We start from the raw sequence: 15,374 nt of genomic DNA on the forward strand, positions 1-15,374 counted from the left end.
GTATATTAGTCGTCATGAACGCTATTCAAGATAAACGCGCACGCATTCTGGCCGCCGGCACTGAAGTGATGCTGCTCAAGGGTTATAACGGAACGGGTGTGCAGGAAATCACCCAGAGCGCCGGTGTGCCCAAGGGCTCCTTTTACCATTACTTCGAAAGCAAGGAAGACTTTGCCATTCAGGCCCTGCATTACTATTACTTGCCGAGGCTAGAGCGCTTTGGCAGTGCACTGCAGGCCGACGATGCAAGCCCCCGGGAGCGAATTCTGCGTTTTTATCGGGATCTGGTCGGGTATTTTGCCAATCAGCATGAGCCAACTCACCAGTGCTTCATTGGTAGCCTTTGCCATGAGAAGGCAGGCGACAGCCAACCTATAGGTTATGCCGCAAGTGCCATTCTCAATCGCTCTAGTGAGTTGCTGGCTAATTGTCTGGTTGAAGCCCGTGAGGCTGGCGAGTTGCCCTCTGATCAAGACCCCCATGCGTTGGGCGCCTTTATTGGCGCTGCATGGGAAGGTGCCTTGCTGCGCATGAAGGTAGACCGGCAAATAGGCCCGTTACGCGTTTTTATCAGCCAGCTGGAGCGCCTGCTGCGGCCCTGACGGAGCTGTCGGCCGGCTGATGCTATTACACTGACCCTATAACAAGACGACCGGTCCACTCGATAACCGATGAACCGCGGTTGCCAACCAACATTCAACTCACTACAGGAGTTCTATCCATGTCCGCTGACACCAGTTCACTGTTTTCCTCCTTCCAGTACGGTCCCCTCACGCTGAGCAATCGCATCGTGATGGCACCCATGACCCGTAACTTTTCACCCAATGGTGTGCCGACTGACCAGGTTGTCGAGTATTACCGTCGTCGCTCTGAATCCGGTGTGGGCCTGATCATCACCGAAGGCACCACTGTCAATCACGCGGCAGCCAGTGGCTACCCTGACGTACCCGCTTTCCATGGTGAAGAGTCTCTGGCCGGTTGGAAGAAAGTTGTCGACGCGGTCCATTCGGTTGGCGGCAAGATTGCACCCCAGCTGTGGCACGTGGGGAACACCCGTCGTCTGGGCGCGGAGCCGAACGCCGATGTGCCCGGTTACGGTCCCATGGAAAAGCTCAAGGACGGCAGAAAAATCGTCCATGGCATGACCCGTGACGACATCCGTGAAGTAGTTGAAGCCTTTGCCCAGGCTGCCCGCGATGCGAAGGAAATCGGTTGTGATGCGATCGAGCTGCACGGCGCCCATGGTTACCTGATCGACCAGTTCTTCTGGGAGGGTACCAACACCCGCGATGACGAGTACGGCGGCAGCATGGAAAATCGTGGACGCTTCGCGGTGGAAATCATCAGTGCCGTGCGTGCTGCTGTGGGCCCCGAGTATCCGATCATTTTCCGCTTCTCCCAGTGGAAGCAGCAGGACTACACCGCGCGCCTGGCGCCGACGCCTGAGCTGCTGGAAGCTTTCCTGGCACCGCTGGTTGAGGCCGGCGTGGATATCTTCCACTGCTCGCAGCGCCGCTTCTGGGAGCCTGAGTTTGAAGGCTCCGATCTGAACCTGGCTGGCTGGACCCGCAAGATCACTGGCAAGCCCTGCATCACTGTAGGCAGTGTGGGACTGGACGGCGAGTTCCTGGAATTCATGGTCAAGACCGACAAGGTGGCTCAGACTGCCAACATCGACGACCTGTTGGTGCGCCTGGCGGCCAATGAGTTTGACCTGGTGGCGGTAGGCCGTGCGCTGATCGTTGACCCCGAGTGGGCAGACAAGGTCCGCGAAGGTCGTTTCAGTGAAATCCTGCCCTTCAGCCGCGAGGCTCTGAAGACCCTGGCTTGAGCCTCGGGTCTCTGGCGTGGGTGGCGCGTGTCATCTTCGCCGGACCTGATGCAGCTCTGCTCAGGTAACCTTCGAACCGATCAATCACCGGGCCCCAGCCAAGCTGACAGGCCCGGTGTCTAGCATGTATCCGCACGCTTCGCCTTCCCTCAACGTCATCGATCAGCCATAGGAGGTTGCAGGTGAACTGCTTGGCATCTCCCACGGGGGCAAGGCAGCCACTGAAGCGGTCACGTATGTGCTGGTGCGCGGCAGCGGAGTCGAACGCATTGATTGCAAGGCCCGACGCCATTGCCTCGGTCACCACATTGCCAAAGGTTTCGACAATACTTGGAAATACGAATATATCGGCACTGGCGTAAGCGCTGGCCAGTTCTGCTCCGTTCAACCAGCCGGTAAAGAGGGCGTCGGGTAACTGCTTTTGCAATTCTGCCCGCATTGGGCCGTCACCTACTACGACCAGCCGTAATCGCTCCGGATGATCAGTTGTTTCAAGCGCTTCTTTCCAGGCTTGTATCAGAAGTAAAAGATTCTTTTCCGGGGCTAGTCTGCCCACGTGTAGTAGCACGATGTCATTTTCTCCCGCCTGCCATTGCTGGCGCAGGTTCGTGCTGCGATGGCTCGGGTGAAAGCGCTCACAATCCACTCCCCTACCAAGCAGAACAAGATTCTCCAGCCCTGCACGCATCAGCTCCTTCTGCTGAGTAGGGCAGGCGGTCAGGGTCAGCTGCGTACGATTATGAAACCAGCGCAGGTAACTCATGATCGGCTGCTGCAGCAGGCCTACGCCATAGTGGTCGGCATACTGCTGGAAGTGCGTGTGAAAGCCGCTGATGACTGGAATGCCCATTTTCCGCGCAACGCGCAGTGCAGACCAGCCAAGAGGGCCTTCAGTCGCAAGGTAGATGGCGTCTGGCCGCTGCCGTTTCCACATCGCACGCAGGCGGTTGCCGGCTGGCAGGCCCAGTTGCAATTCGGGGTAACGTGGAATGGCCATGCCGTTGACCCGTCGTTCCAGCAGTTCCGGGCCGTTGCTGATGCCTGGATGCTCGCCTGATTGGGCCGGTCGAATCAGTTGTATCTGATGACCGCGGTTCAGGAGCCCTCGGCACAAATGGCCGAGGGTATTGGCAACGCCGTTCACCTGGGGTGCATAGGTTTCGGTGACCAGGGCAAAGCACTTTTGCGGAACGGGATCTGTTTTCATGATCCCAGTATGGAGCGCCGCGATGATGCAAGTGTGACGTTTTGATAACGGTTTTATGTCTGCGCTGACCCCCGTTCGCGCACCCACAGTAATGTTGAACCCGCCACGGCGGAGGGCATCACCAACAGGTTGATCAGCGGAATCAGCATACCCACGTAGACCGGCAGGCCGAACCCCATCGAGAGCAGCCGTCTGCCCCGCATCCAGCGCAGCAGATCGATAAAGCTGACCTGATCGTTGTCGGCCTGCAAATCAATATACTGCACAGCCATCATCCAAACACCAAAGACAATCAACAGTGGTGAGCTGATCAGATTGACCACCGGTACGAAGCTGAGCAGTAACAATATGACCAGCCGTGGCAGGAAGTAAGCTATTTTGCGCAACTCCCGCCCCAGGGCGCGTGGCACCACCAGCATGACGTCCCGCAGGCCGGTAGGCGGGCTGACCTGCCCGCGTTCCTGCTCAGCTATCTTCTCCGCAAGAAAGCCATAAAAGGGCGAAGCAATAAGGTTGGCCAGGATGCTGAAACCGAAGAACAGGACCAGGAGGACCAGCAGCGCAAAGAGTGGCCAGAGCAGCCATTCTATGAAGCTCAGCCACTGCGGTATCGTTGCCATCAACTGTGCCATCCAGATATTGAACTGGCGTATACCCCAGCCGATCAGGGCGGCAAACACCGCCAGATTCAGCAGCAGCGGGATCACCACAAAGCGGCGCAACCCGGGCTGGCGCACGCGTTGCCAGCCTTGACGCAGGTAGTCGGGGCCGCTCAATGGGGCAGAAGTTTGCTTCATGAAACAGATCCTTGCTGAAAGAGGATAAAAGAGCGCTGTGATAGGGTTAAACTATCCGGCTTATACAGTGATTGGAATACCCAGTACCAGCATGCATGGCCTAACATGCAACGCTGCTCTGGTCCGCCGGGGATCCCCGGCCAAAATCGACCGTCCGCATATTAACCCCACCGCGATCGCGGTGCTCTGGAGGCAGCATGACCGATGTACGTCACACCCGTCTGATTATTCTCGGATCCGGCCCGGCAGGTTACAGCGCCGCCGTTTATGCCGCGCGAGCAAACCTCAAGCCCGTGTTGATCACAGGCATGCAGATGGGCGGCCAGCTGACCACTACCACTGACGTCGACAACTGGCCAGGCGACGTGGAAGGCTTGCAGGGACCTGCTTTGATGGAGCGGATGCGCGAGCATGCCGAGCGCTTTGAAACCGAGATTCTCTTCGACCACATCAACAAGGTCGATCTGACCAAGCGCCCCTTCACTCTTTGGGGTGATCAGGGTGAATATCAGTGTGACGCCCTCATCATCGCAACGGGCGCCTCCGCCCGTTACCTGGGCCTGCCTTCGGAAGAGGCCTTCATGGGCAAGGGCGTTTCTGCCTGCGCTACCTGTGATGGTTTTTTCTATCGTAACCAGGACGTGGCTGTGATCGGTGGCGGCAATACGGCAGTCGAGGAAGCCCTGTACCTGGCCAATATCGCTCGCAAGGTCACCGTTGTACACCGCCGCGAAATATTCCGCGCCGAGAAGATCCTGGTGGACAAGCTGTTGGCACGCGTCGCTGAAGGCAAGATCGAGCTCAAGCTCAATGCCACCCTTGATGAAGTGCTGGGTGATCAGACTGGTGTGACCGGTATGCGCATCGCCAAGACCACCGGTGAATCCGAAGATATCCAGCTCAGCGGCGTTTTCATTGCCATTGGCCACACCCCCAATACCAGCCTGTTTGAAGGCCAACTGGATATGAAGGACGGTTACCTGAAGATTCAGAGCGGCACGGAAGGGAACGCGACTGCGACCAATATACCGGGCGTATTTGCCGCCGGCGACGTCGCCGACCATGTCTATCGCCAGGCGATTACTTCCGCTGGTGCTGGGTGCATGGCGGCGCTAGACGCCGAACGGTATCTGGACGAGCTGTAAAGCCCTGCGTCATTGGCAGTCTGTAATCGTATTGGAAATGGCCTCCTTAACAGGAGGCTTTTTCGTTTCTACCAGTACCACCCTAGCGCAAGAGTCAGTTCGTCACCTCGATTGCGCTCGTACATTAGCCGCAGGTCCTGGCTGCTCCCCATGCTTCTTCTCGCTTCCAAGCGCAAGGCGTTGTAGGCGGACACCTTTGCGGCGACTGGGAGCCGATGCTCCACCTGCAATTGCGCCTCCCACAACGATCCGGTTGCGAGATTCAGCCGCGCCCCAATTCGGGCAAAACCATAACCTTCCTGAAGTCGACTTTCCTGTACTGCTGCACCTATATAAGTGGTGCTAAACAGGCTTTCATCAAAACGGTAGCCGTAACCTCTGTCCGCCTGTATGCGTGGTACCAGGCAGTGCTCGCAGTCGAGGCGCAAGGGTTCTACGCCAACCTTGAGGTTCCAAGCCGTGCCTGTGTCTCCCGGGAGCCCGGTTAGAGCAGGGCTAACGCTTGCTATGGAGATAAGGTCCAATTGGCGTAGCTTTATCCCCTGATCGGAAATATGCAGGCGTAGATCGCCCATGCTCAGTGCAGCTCTTTTTACATGGGCATGATCTGCATCCAGAGCGTCGTAATAGGCGGGTCTCAAACGCACCGACAGGGCATGGGAAGTGTCGGAATTGTGGGTAATGCCTAACTGAAACCAGCTTGGAGCCCTGCCCGTATGGGGGGATTCGGGCTTTTTGTTGGCAAATGACGGTAAGCCAGGTGGCAGTTGGTAACGCATTGCCAGCGCCTCGCGGTGCGCCAGGTTGGCAGGGTCCTCCGCGCCAGCTGCTCGATCGCGTATGAACTGATAGTAATCCAGCAGGGTGTCCAGGATGCGCTGGCGAGAAGGCAGGTCCGCGCCAGTGAATGAGGCATCCTCAAAATGGATATCTTCGAGGGCCAGTTGTTTGAACAGTTGCTGTTCGAACGAGCTGAGTGCTTGATATTTCGTGTATAGCCGAGACTGACGAGAGGGGTGGTAGCGCACCTCGGACAAAAGCGGTCTGCTCTGGTAACTGGCGTCGCCCAGGCTCTGGATCAGGCTTTGTGGGATGGTCCAGGGCCGACTATCGGGCACGATTTTCAGGCCCTCAACGATTTCGAGTATTTCGGCCATGCGGTATGCGCAGTTGCGCCGGAAAAAATAGTAGGTGTAACGCTTGCCGAGTACTTCCCAGGCGTGTGCGGTAACCAACTCGACGGCATCGGGGGGCAGATCTAGCTGGTATTCCCACATATCGCGTAGTTCATTTTCGCCATAGTTGTGATTGTGGAAATAGAAATTGATATGGCTGAAACCGCCGTCGTAACCCCCGAAGATACCTTTGAAGATATAGGTTACGGGATCGTCATCGTTTTCCACAATGGCGCCATAATTGAGGCTTGCGTCCATCAGCCCCCCCTCGCTGCCATCGCCTGTAAAATTGAATTTCAGCAAGGTATGGCCGTAATACGAGGCGGGATTGCCTAGATAGCCGGTGGCGAAGACCACGCTGACCGACGAAACGGTATTGTCCCGCGTCCATTTGTCGAGGTCAGTGCAGTTAATATTCTTGTGCAGTTCCAGATCAGTGCCGAGTTGGCTCTGCAGCCAGAGCGCCCGGGCCGGAAACCGGCAGACGGCATGGGATCCAGCCGCATCGTCCGTGGCGACACTCTGTTGCAGTGCTGCAAGGGTAGCCTGTAGTTCAGCGAGCGGGTTCTGATGGCCATCGGCAGCAAGAAAGAATTCAGGGCTCGAAATCGCGCTTTGCAAGCGAGGCTGAAGCAATCCGGCTTTTTCGTAGTGGAGCAGATTCAGCCAGACAGGGTGGCTGGACAACTCCTGAAGAGCGTCCGGTTGTTCGTCGCAGAATGCGTTCTGACTGCTGATCAATAACAGGCAGCCGAACAGGCGGAGCAAATGTCGCACTAGGGAATGGTGCACTTGGAAGTCTTATTGTTCTGGGATACCGCGGGAAGAGGGTCGCCAGTGCATGGCACCGACGACCCGGCGACTCAAGCCTGACAGCTCAGGCTTACAGCCTGATCCATGGCATCGTAAAGGCCAGCGGCTTTTTCGATGTGGCTCATGTTTTCAAAACCATCCGCGCCGACCTGGCCGGACAGAGTGGTACGGGCGCTGGTGATGGCTGCAGGCTGGCGTGCTGCATCGCACTCGAGAATATTCAGCAGGGTAGTCAGGTGCTCGCCTTCACCTTTGGCAGTCTCTTCAGCCAGACTTTCATAGGTGTCATTGATGAAAAGTGCTGCGGCCAGATTTTTGCCCGAGCAGGTTTCAGGGCTCATCGTTGCAGATGTTACCGCGGTGGTGCCGATATCCCAGATCACGTTGGAGGTAACTGCAGCCCAACCGGTGTTGGGGAAGAGAGCTGCGCCGATACCGCAATCCACGAATGGATTCGGGCCGGAGCCGGGAGCTTTGGATTGTGCGAAGGACGGTGCACTGACAGAGACACAAGCAACAATAGCGGCGGCAGCCAAGATTCTAATTTTCATGTTTTTCATTCTTCCTGAATTATTTTTTATTACCTCGGGTCATAAAAAACCGAGGAAACGCAATATATTTCAAGGTCCGAAAAACGGCAATAGCCTTTTGCTAGTATTGAAGACGCTTTGCAAGCGGTACTTGAAGAGAATGCTTTGGTGCGAAATCACCGGGATGGGTCTGTAATTTAATGACCATTTGCTGTGCAAATGGTGCCTCGAGGGAGAATCGAACTCCCACTCTGTCACCAGAAACGGATTTTGAATCCGCCGCGTCTACCAATTCCGCCATCGAGGCCTGTGCTTTAGTACAGACGGCGCGGAGTATACGAATCCCGCGGGTTGATGGTCAATGCCGAAAGCTGTAATAAATGCGCTTTCTTTGGCCCGGGGTTCGGGTTTCGGCTATTATGTGCGGCCATTTTCCTACGTCCGGAAGCGATCTCTGCATGCGTCTCAGTGACTTTCATTTCGATCTGCCAGACAGCCTGATTGCACACCACCCGCTAACGGAGCGGCGTAGTAGCCGTCTTTTGTGCCTGGACGGTCCAAGCGGCAAGGTGACCCACCGGCATTTCGTTGATCTGCTGGAATATCTGCAGCCTGGCGATCTGATGGTATTCAATAATACCCGAGTGATACCTGCGCGGCTCTTTGGTCGCAAGGAAACTGGAGGTCAGCTCGAGATACTTGTCGAGCGTGTGCTCGACGCGCGGCGTGTGCTGGCGCACGTGCGGGCCAGCAAGTCGCCCAAGGCAGGTGGGCGCATTATCGTCGACGGCGGTGCAGTCGCGGTCATGGTTGTGCGTCACGATGCGCTATTCGAGCTTGCCTTCGATGAAGATGTACTGCCATTGCTTGAGCGCGTCGGCCATATGCCTCTACCGCCCTACATCGACCGCGCCGACGAGCCGGCGGACCGTGAGCGCTATCAGACGGTATATGCACAGAAGGCTGGAGCGGTGGCGGCGCCGACCGCGGGCCTGCATTTTGACAATGAAATGCTCCAGGCGATTGCCGACAAGGGCGTGCAGCGCGCTGAGGTAACCCTGCATGTTGGGGCTGGCACCTTCCAGCCCGTGCGGGTCGAGCGTATCGAAGATCACCAGATGCATAGCGAATGGCTGGAAGTCGGCGCGGACGTGGTCAACGCGGTCAAGGCCTGCAAGGCAAGCGGGGGCAGGGTGATCGCAGTGGGCACCACCAGCGTGCGATCCCTTGAAACCGCGGCCCGAGATGGCGAGCTGAAGCCCTTTAGTGGCGATACCGATATATTTATCTACCCGGGGCGACCCTTCCATGTGGTTGACGCCCTGGTGACCAATTTCCATCTGCCGGAATCGACGCTCCTGATGCTGGTGTCGGCGTTTGCCGGTTATACGCAAACCATGGCGGCCTATCAGGCAGCAGTCGCGGAGCATTACCGCTTTTTCAGTTACGGTGATGCCATGTTCATCACCCGCAATCCGGCCGCGGCCGGACCCGAGGACCTAGCATGAGTCACATGAACTTCGAGTTGCTGGCCACCGACGGCAAGGCGCGTCGCGGCAGGCTGACTTTCCCCCGCGGTGCGGTGGAAACCCCCGCGTTCATGCCGGTGGGTACCTACGGCACGGTCAAGGGCATGTTGCCCCGCGATGTGGAAGCGATTGGCGCCCAAATCATTCTTGGCAATACCTTTCACCTGTGGCTGCGCCCTGGCACAGAGGTGATCAAGGCGCACGGGGATCTGCATGACTTCATGCAATGGCAAGGTCCGATTCTGACCGATTCCGGCGGTTTTCAGGTGTTCAGTCTTGGCGCCATGCGCAAAATCAAGGAGGAGGGCGTGTATTTCTCCTCCCCGGTTGATGGCGCCAAGGTATTCATGGGGCCGGAGGAGTCGATGCAGGTTCAACGGGACCTGGGCTCGGATATCGTAATGATCTTCGATGAGTGCACCCCCTATCCCGCGGACGTTGATACTGCTCGCCGCTCGATGGAGTTGTCCCTGCGCTGGGCGAAACGCTCCAAGGACGCTCACGGCGATAATCCCTCTGCGCTGTTCGGGATTGTGCAGGGCGGCATGCATGAAGAGCTACGTTTGCGTTCGCTGGAAGGCTTGAACGAAATCGGCTTCGACGGTCTGGCGATTGGCGGGCTGTCTGTCGGCGAGCCAAAGGAAGAGATGATCAAGGTCCTGGACTTCTTGCCCCAGCACATGCCGGCCGACAAGCCGCGCTATCTGATGGGTGTCGGCAAGCCCCAGGATCTGGTTGAAGGGGTACGCCGCGGGGTGGATATGTTCGATTGTGTGATGCCCACACGCAACGCGCGCAATGGCTACCTCTTTGTTGATGCGGGCGTGATCAAGATCCGCAACGCGGTGCACAAGCACGACTCTTCGACGCTGGATCCGACGTGCGACTGCTACACCTGCCAGAATTTTTCCCGCGGATATCTGCACCATCTGGACAAGTGCGATGAAATGCTCGGCAGTATGCTTAACACCATCCACAATCTGCGCTACTACCAGCGCCTGATGAGCGGTTTGCGCGGTGCCATCCAAACAGGTACATTGAGCGCCTTTGTGGACGACTTCTACGCTCGGATTGGCTTGCCGGTACCTCCCCTGGAGGCCTGAAAAGCGCTCTGGAAGCGCCCTTGATCTTTCTTTCGAGTAAATACTACAGGAGTGTCACATGAGCTTTTTCATACCTGCCGCCATGGCCCAGGAAGCTGGGGCTGCAGCCCCTATGGGTGGTGGTTTCGAGTGGATTTTTCTGGTCGGTTTTCTGGTTATCTTTTATCTGATGATCTGGCGTCCCCAGGCCAAGCGCGCCAAGGAACACAAGAATCTGATTGGCGGTCTGGGCGTAGGTGATGAGGTTGTCACCGGCGGCGGTATTCTTGGCAAGGTCAAGAAAGTTACCGACGAGTTCATCGTGCTGGAAGTGAGCGAAGGCCAGGAGCTGAAGTTCCAGAAGGGCGCTGTTGTAGCGGCGCTGCCCAAGGGCACATTGAAAGCCATCTGATCCGCACCAACCACCTTTCTTCGGGCGCCCTTTGGCGCCCGGATTGTTATCGGGCTCCGATATGCTCAACCGTTATCCCCTCTGGAAATACCTGCTGATCGTCGCCGTACTCGTGCTCGGCGTGATCTACGCATTGCCTAACCTTTATCCGGACGACCCGGCTATTCAGATTTCCGGCGCACAGACTGGTCAGACTATCGAGCAGCGTGAGTTGGATCGTATCGAGTCCGCGTTGCAGTCGGCCGGTATAGAGACCAAGGGCACTGATCTGGGCGATCTTGATCGCTCCGGGCTGGTGCGTCTGGTCAACCGGGCAGACCAGCTGGCAGCGCAGGATGTGGTGCGCCGCACCCTTGGCCAGGAATTCATCGTTGCCCAGAATCTGGCTCCAACCACGCCGCAGTGGCTGATGAACATTGGCGCCGGTCCCATGAAGCTGGGTCTCGATCTGTCTGGCGGTGTGCACTTCCTGCTGGAAGTGGACATGGACAAGGCCATTGAAGCGCGGGTCAATGTGTACGAAAGCGAAATCCGGAATCTGTTGCGCGGGGAGCGTGTGCGCTATCGCAGCATGCCCAATCAGGGCAATGTGCTGCAGTTCGGGTTTACTGATGAGGCGCAGTTGTCGGAAGCACAGCGTCTGATCGGTGCCGACTACAACCAGTTCCAGATGACTACCGTCAGCCGTGAAGAACTGGAAGTGCTGCGTCTGACCCTGACTGAAGCCGAAATGGCAGAAATTCGTGATTATTCGGTGCGTCAGAACCTGACTACGGTGCGTAATCGGGTGAACGAGCTGGGTGTTGCAGAGCCGCTGGTTCAGCGTCAGGGTGCCAATCGCATCGTGGTGGAGCTGCCAGGTGTGCAGGACACGGCCGAAGCCAAGCGTATTCTGGGCAAAACGGCGAACCTCGAGTTTCGCCTTGGTGCGGAGCCGGATGCGCCACGCGCCACTGTTGAGACCTTTGACTTTCGCGGTGACAAGCGGCCACCAGCTGACGTAGAGCGCAGCATCATTCTCACCGGTGACCAGGTCACCGATGCACAGTCCAACTATGACGAGAACGGTCAGCCCCAGGTCAATATTCGTCTGGATGGCCCTGGCGGCGACATGATGACCCGCGCCACGCGCAACAACGTGGGCCGCGGTATGGCGGTGATCTTCATCGAGCAACGGCAGATTTCCCGCAAGGTTCAGCAGGAAGTCGACGGTGAGATGGTCGAAGTGGATGTGCCGGCCTTTATCGAGGAAAAGAGCATCATCAGCCTGGCGACTATTCAGAGTACGCTGGGCAACCAGTTCCGGATTACCGGGCTGGATTCGCCTGCAGAATCTTCTGAACTGGCCTTGTTGCTTCGTGCCGGTGGTCTGGCAGCGCCGATGTACTTCGTTGAAGAGCGTACCGTAGGTCCGAGCCTGGGTGCGGAGAACATCGCCAAAGGCATATCGGCCACGCAAGCCGGTTTCGTGCTTGTGCTGATCTTCATGCTGATTCTGTACAAGGTTTTTGGGGTGTTCGCGGGGATTGCGTTGAGCTTCAACCTGGTGCTGCTACTGGCTCTGATGTCTCTGCTGGGCGCCACGCTGACGTTGCCGGGTATTGCGGGTATCGTGTTGACGCTGGGTATGGCGGTGGACGCCAACGTGCTGATCTTTTCCCGTATCAAGGAGGAAATTGCCGGTGGAGTATCAGCGCAACGGGCTATCCACGAAGGTTACGACAAGGCATTTTCTGCGATCATCGACGGCAGCCTTACAACCCTGCTGGTGGGTGTGATCCTGTTTGCCATGGGCTCCGGTCCGATCAAGGGCTTTGCGGTAACGCTCTCGCTGGGCATTCTTACATCGATGTTCAGTGCCATCATGGTCACCCGGGCGATGGTCAACCTGACCATTGGTGGGCGTGACATCAAGAAGCTGTGGCTGTGAGGAGCGCGTCATGATTACCAGTAAAAGCATCAACTTCATGGGGCTGCGCAAGTTCTTCTTCGCAGTCGCCGTTGTTCTCATGATCGGCTCCATCGCCAGCCTTGCGGTCAAGCAGCTCAATCTGGGCCTCGACTTCACAGGTGGCGCGCTGGTCGAGCTGCAATACGAGTCAGCAGCGGATCTGTCCGAGGTTAGAACCATCCTGCGCGCGGCGGGTTACGACGATGCGGTGGTACAGAACTTTGGTGCATCCACCGACGTGCTGATCCGGCTGGCCAGTGAAGATCCAGATCTGGGTAGCCGGATCGCGGAAATCGTCCAGAGTGAAGAAGGCGGTGAAGTCACCATCAAGCGTATCGAGTTCATCGGGCCGCAGGTAGGTGAAGAGCTGCGTGATCAGGGCGGCCTGGGCATGCTGCTGGCGATGGGCGGAATCCTGCTCTACGTCTCGCTGCGTTTTCAGATGAAGTTCGCCGTGGCCTCCATCGTGGCGCTGGTTCACGACGTGATTTTCACGCTGGGTATCTTCTCGTTCTTCGGCTTGTCCTTCGATCTGACGGTGCTGGCGGCATTGCTGGCGGTGATCGGTTATTCGCTGAACGATACTATCGTGGTGTTTGACCGGGTCCGGGAAAACCTGCGAGTGATGCGCAATGCCGATCTGGAAGAAGTGATCAACGTATCCACTACTCAGACGCTGGCGCGAACCTTGGCAACATCGGCATCGACCTTGCTGGTACTTTTCGCGCTGTACTTTTTCGGTGGCGAGAATATCCAGGGTTTTGCGCTGGCGCTGATCATCGGTGTGGGTATCGGTACCTATTCGTCTATCTATGTGGCCAACGGCCTGTTGATGACGATGAACCTGACCCGCGAAGATCTGATTCCGCCGCAGATTGAAGAAGAAGTGGACGACCGCCCCTAACGGCAGCACGCCGCCGAGCGGCAAGTTTCAAGCGGCAAGCGGCAAGCTAAAAGCTAGAAGCCTCAAGCCTCAAGCGACAAGCGGTAAGCTTCAAGCTGGCCGTGCAGACGTAAAAAAAGGTTCTTGGCTAAAGTCCGTTGCGATACGGACCAAAGCGAAGAACCTTTTTTGCTTCCAGCTTCGAGCCACTCCGGCCTGCTTGAAGCTTGCCGCTTGCCGCTGGAAGCTTGAAGCTTGCAGCTGGCTGAAGCGCCTTAGCGCTTCATGCCTGGCGCCAGGTGCGGCTGAATGGCAGTCAGTACCGCCTTGAAGCACTTGGGGTTGCCGGCCACGATATGGCCTTTCTCCAGGAAGTGGTGGTCACCGGTGAAGTCGCTGACCAGGCCGCCTGCTTCCTGAATCAGCAGTGTGCCAGCTGCCATGTCCCACTCGGCCAGGCCGGCCTCCCAGAAGGCGTCATAGCGGCCAGCTGCCACATAGGCCAAATCCAGGCTGGCTGCGCCGCAGCGGCGGATGCCGGCGGTCTGGCCAACCAGGCTGCGGAACATGCCCAGGTAGTTGTCCAGTGATTCCATCTGGTTCTGGCGGAACGGGAAGCCCGTGCCCAGGAGCGCACCGTCCAGTGTCTTGCGTGAGGTTACCCGCAAGCGCTTGCCGTTGAGGGACGCTCCGCGGCCGCGGCTGGCGGTGAATTCTTCCTGGCGAACCGGGTCCAGCACAACTGCGTGTTCAATTCTGCCCTTGATGCGGCAGGCGATGCTGACTGCATAGTGAGGAATACCGCGGATAAAGTTGGTAGTGCCGTCCAGCGGATCGATGATCCAGACAATGTCGGCGCCGTCACCCTGGCCAGGCTGAAAGCCGGATTCCTCGGCATGAATGCCGTGATTCGGGTAGGCCTTGCGCAGATGGGCGATGATGGTCTGTTCGGCAGCCCGGTCAACTTCGGTAACGTAATCGTTGGCCTCTTTCTCGTTGACGGTCAGAACGTCAAGCCGCTCTACGGAGCGATAGATCAGTTCTCCTGCGCTGCGTGCGGCGCGCAGGGCGATGTTCAACATGGGCTGCATACGGGTGTCTCTGATTAGGGGGTTTCGAAGAGCCAGAAATTGTAGCAGATAAGCCAGCCAACATGAATGCATCATGGCCTTTGTGTGCTGGCTTTTGTAAGATGTGCGGTTCCTCGCCAACCGGCGCAACCGTCGTGGAGTGCTTACGTGCTGGACAACGTTCGAGTGGTTCTGGTCAATACCAGTCATCCCGGCAATATCGGTGGCGCGGCCCGCGCAATGAAAAATATGGGGCTCACCCGCTTGGTACTGGTCGATCCGCAGCGTTTTCCGGATCCCAATGCCGCTGCACGCGGGGCCGGAGCCGACGATGTGCTCGAAGGCGCCTTGATTGTCCCCACCCTTGAGGAAGCTATCGCCGACTGCGTGCTGGTGATGGGTACAAGTGCGCGGGACAGGCGCATCCCCTGGCCGGTAGTAGACCCTCGCGAAGCGGCGGAAAAGGTGCTCGATCAGATAGCCGAGCTGCCGGGTGCACAGGTGGCGCTGGTATTCGGACGGGAAGATTCCGGCCTGACTAGCGAAGAGCTGCAGCGTTGCCAGTTCCATGTGCATATACCTTCGAATCCGGACTTCAGCTCTTTGAATCTGGCGGCCGCGGTACAGGTTCTGGCCTATGAACTGCGTATGCTGGTGCTCAAGCGTCAGGACCAGCCTACCCACATGCAAAAGATCGAAACCACGGCAACCCAGAACGAAATTCCCACTACTGCCGAGGAGATGGAGCAATATTTTGGCCATCTGCAGCAGGTGCTGGTTGAAATCGGCTTCCTCGACCCGCAGAAACCCAGACAATTGATGCCACGACTGCGCCGCCTGTATGGCCGGATCCGGATAAATCGGATGGAAATGAACATTCTGCGTGGCATCCTTACCGAAACACAGAAAGCCATCGGCGTGAAAGCGACCGGTGAGCGGAGACGTTAAC

Annotated in this window: 14 protein-coding genes and 1 tRNA gene; 9 read left to right on the forward strand and 6 right to left on the reverse strand. The window is 57.4% G+C overall.

Going from position 1 to position 15,374, the window contains the following annotated elements; translation table 11 throughout:
• Positions 1-14: 14 nt before the first annotated feature.
• Both FZF01_RS10270 and FZF01_RS10275 read left to right on the forward strand, forming a co-directional pair.
• On the forward strand, positions 15-602 hold the full coding sequence (locus FZF01_RS10270) for a TetR/AcrR family transcriptional regulator (RefSeq protein WP_150278075.1): 588 nt from the start codon (positions 15-17) through the stop codon (positions 600-602).
• Between the two features lie 119 nt (positions 603-721).
• A complete protein-coding gene (locus tag FZF01_RS10275) occupies positions 722-1,831 on the forward strand; it encodes an NADH:flavin oxidoreductase (RefSeq protein ID WP_150278076.1) in 1,110 nt (369 codons plus the stop codon).
• Here the strand turns inward: FZF01_RS10275 and FZF01_RS10280 are convergent.
• Together FZF01_RS10280 and cysZ are read right to left on the reverse strand one after the other, a co-directional pair.
• A complete protein-coding gene (locus FZF01_RS10280; protein ID WP_150278077.1) occupies positions 1,800-3,038 on the reverse strand; it encodes a glycosyltransferase family 4 protein in 1,239 nt (412 codons plus the stop codon). The two genes, FZF01_RS10275 and FZF01_RS10280, sit on opposite strands and share 32 nt — an antisense overlap.
• A 53-nt stretch (positions 3,039-3,091) precedes the next feature.
• Positions 3,092-3,835, reverse strand: coding sequence for a sulfate transporter CysZ (gene cysZ, locus FZF01_RS10285; protein ID WP_150278078.1), 744 nt, complete (start codon positions 3,833-3,835; stop codon positions 3,092-3,094).
• A gap of 197 nt (positions 3,836-4,032) precedes the next feature.
• Here cysZ and trxB point away from each other — a divergent pair, with 197 nt between their 5' ends.
• A complete protein-coding gene (gene trxB / locus FZF01_RS10290; protein WP_150278079.1) occupies positions 4,033-4,980 on the forward strand; it encodes a thioredoxin-disulfide reductase in 948 nt (315 codons plus the stop codon).
• A gap of 68 nt (positions 4,981-5,048) precedes the next feature.
• Here trxB and FZF01_RS10295 read toward each other — a convergent pair whose 3' ends face one another.
• The 3 genes from FZF01_RS10295 to FZF01_RS10305 all read right to left on the reverse strand — a co-directional run bounded on the left by FZF01_RS10295 (position 5,049) and on the right by FZF01_RS10305 (position 7,805).
• The gene (locus FZF01_RS10295) at positions 5,049-6,932 is read right to left on the reverse strand and encodes an Lnb N-terminal periplasmic domain-containing protein (protein WP_188434456.1); all 1,884 of its coding nucleotides are present in this window, start codon (positions 6,930-6,932) and stop codon (positions 5,049-5,051) included.
• Positions 6,933-7,018: 86 nt separating this feature from the next.
• Positions 7,019-7,519 carry a DUF3015 family protein gene (locus tag FZF01_RS10300; RefSeq protein ID WP_223825470.1) on the reverse strand — a complete coding sequence of 167 codons (501 nt, stop codon included), beginning with the start codon at positions 7,517-7,519 and terminating at the stop codon, positions 7,019-7,021.
• 199 nt (positions 7,520-7,718) lie between these two features.
• Positions 7,719-7,805: transfer RNA gene (locus FZF01_RS10305), tRNA-Leu, on the reverse strand.
• A 151-nt stretch (positions 7,806-7,956) separates the two neighbouring features.
• Between FZF01_RS10305 and queA the strand changes: the two genes are divergently transcribed.
• From queA to secF, 5 genes are all read left to right on the forward strand, one after another.
• On the forward strand, positions 7,957-9,006 hold the full coding sequence (gene queA, locus FZF01_RS10310) for a tRNA preQ1(34) S-adenosylmethionine ribosyltransferase-isomerase QueA (protein ID WP_150278081.1): 1,050 nt from the start codon (positions 7,957-7,959) through the stop codon (positions 9,004-9,006).
• Positions 9,007-9,011: 5 nt separating this feature from the next.
• A complete protein-coding gene (gene tgt, locus FZF01_RS10315; RefSeq protein WP_150278202.1) occupies positions 9,012-10,130 on the forward strand; it encodes a tRNA guanosine(34) transglycosylase Tgt in 1,119 nt (372 codons plus the stop codon).
• Positions 10,131-10,188: 58 nt separating this feature from the next.
• Entirely contained in the window at positions 10,189-10,521 is a 333-nt protein-coding gene (yajC, locus tag FZF01_RS10320) for a preprotein translocase subunit YajC (RefSeq protein ID WP_150278082.1), read from the forward strand.
• A 61-nt stretch (positions 10,522-10,582) separates the two neighbouring features.
• Positions 10,583-12,451 (forward strand): protein translocase subunit SecD, encoded by a 1,869-nt coding sequence (gene secD / locus FZF01_RS10325; RefSeq protein WP_150278083.1) that lies wholly within the window; start codon positions 10,583-10,585, stop codon positions 12,449-12,451.
• 10 nt (positions 12,452-12,461) lie between these two features.
• On the forward strand, positions 12,462-13,376 hold the full coding sequence (gene secF / locus FZF01_RS10330; protein ID WP_150278084.1) for a protein translocase subunit SecF: 915 nt from the start codon (positions 12,462-12,464) through the stop codon (positions 13,374-13,376).
• Between the two features lie 254 nt (positions 13,377-13,630).
• On the opposite strand, the gene suhB is transcribed toward secF, so the two are convergent.
• Positions 13,631-14,446, reverse strand: coding sequence for a type III secretion system regulator SuhB (gene suhB / locus FZF01_RS10335; protein ID WP_150278085.1), 816 nt, complete (start codon positions 14,444-14,446; stop codon positions 13,631-13,633).
• Positions 14,447-14,593: 147 nt separating this feature from the next.
• On the opposite strand from suhB, the gene trmJ reads away from it, so the two are divergent.
• Entirely contained in the window at positions 14,594-15,373 is a 780-nt protein-coding gene (gene trmJ, locus FZF01_RS10340; RefSeq protein ID WP_223825471.1) for a tRNA (cytosine(32)/uridine(32)-2'-O)-methyltransferase TrmJ, read from the forward strand.
• The last annotated feature ends 1 nt before the right edge of the window (position 15,374 follow it).

The organism is Halopseudomonas salina, from assembly GCF_008641105.1.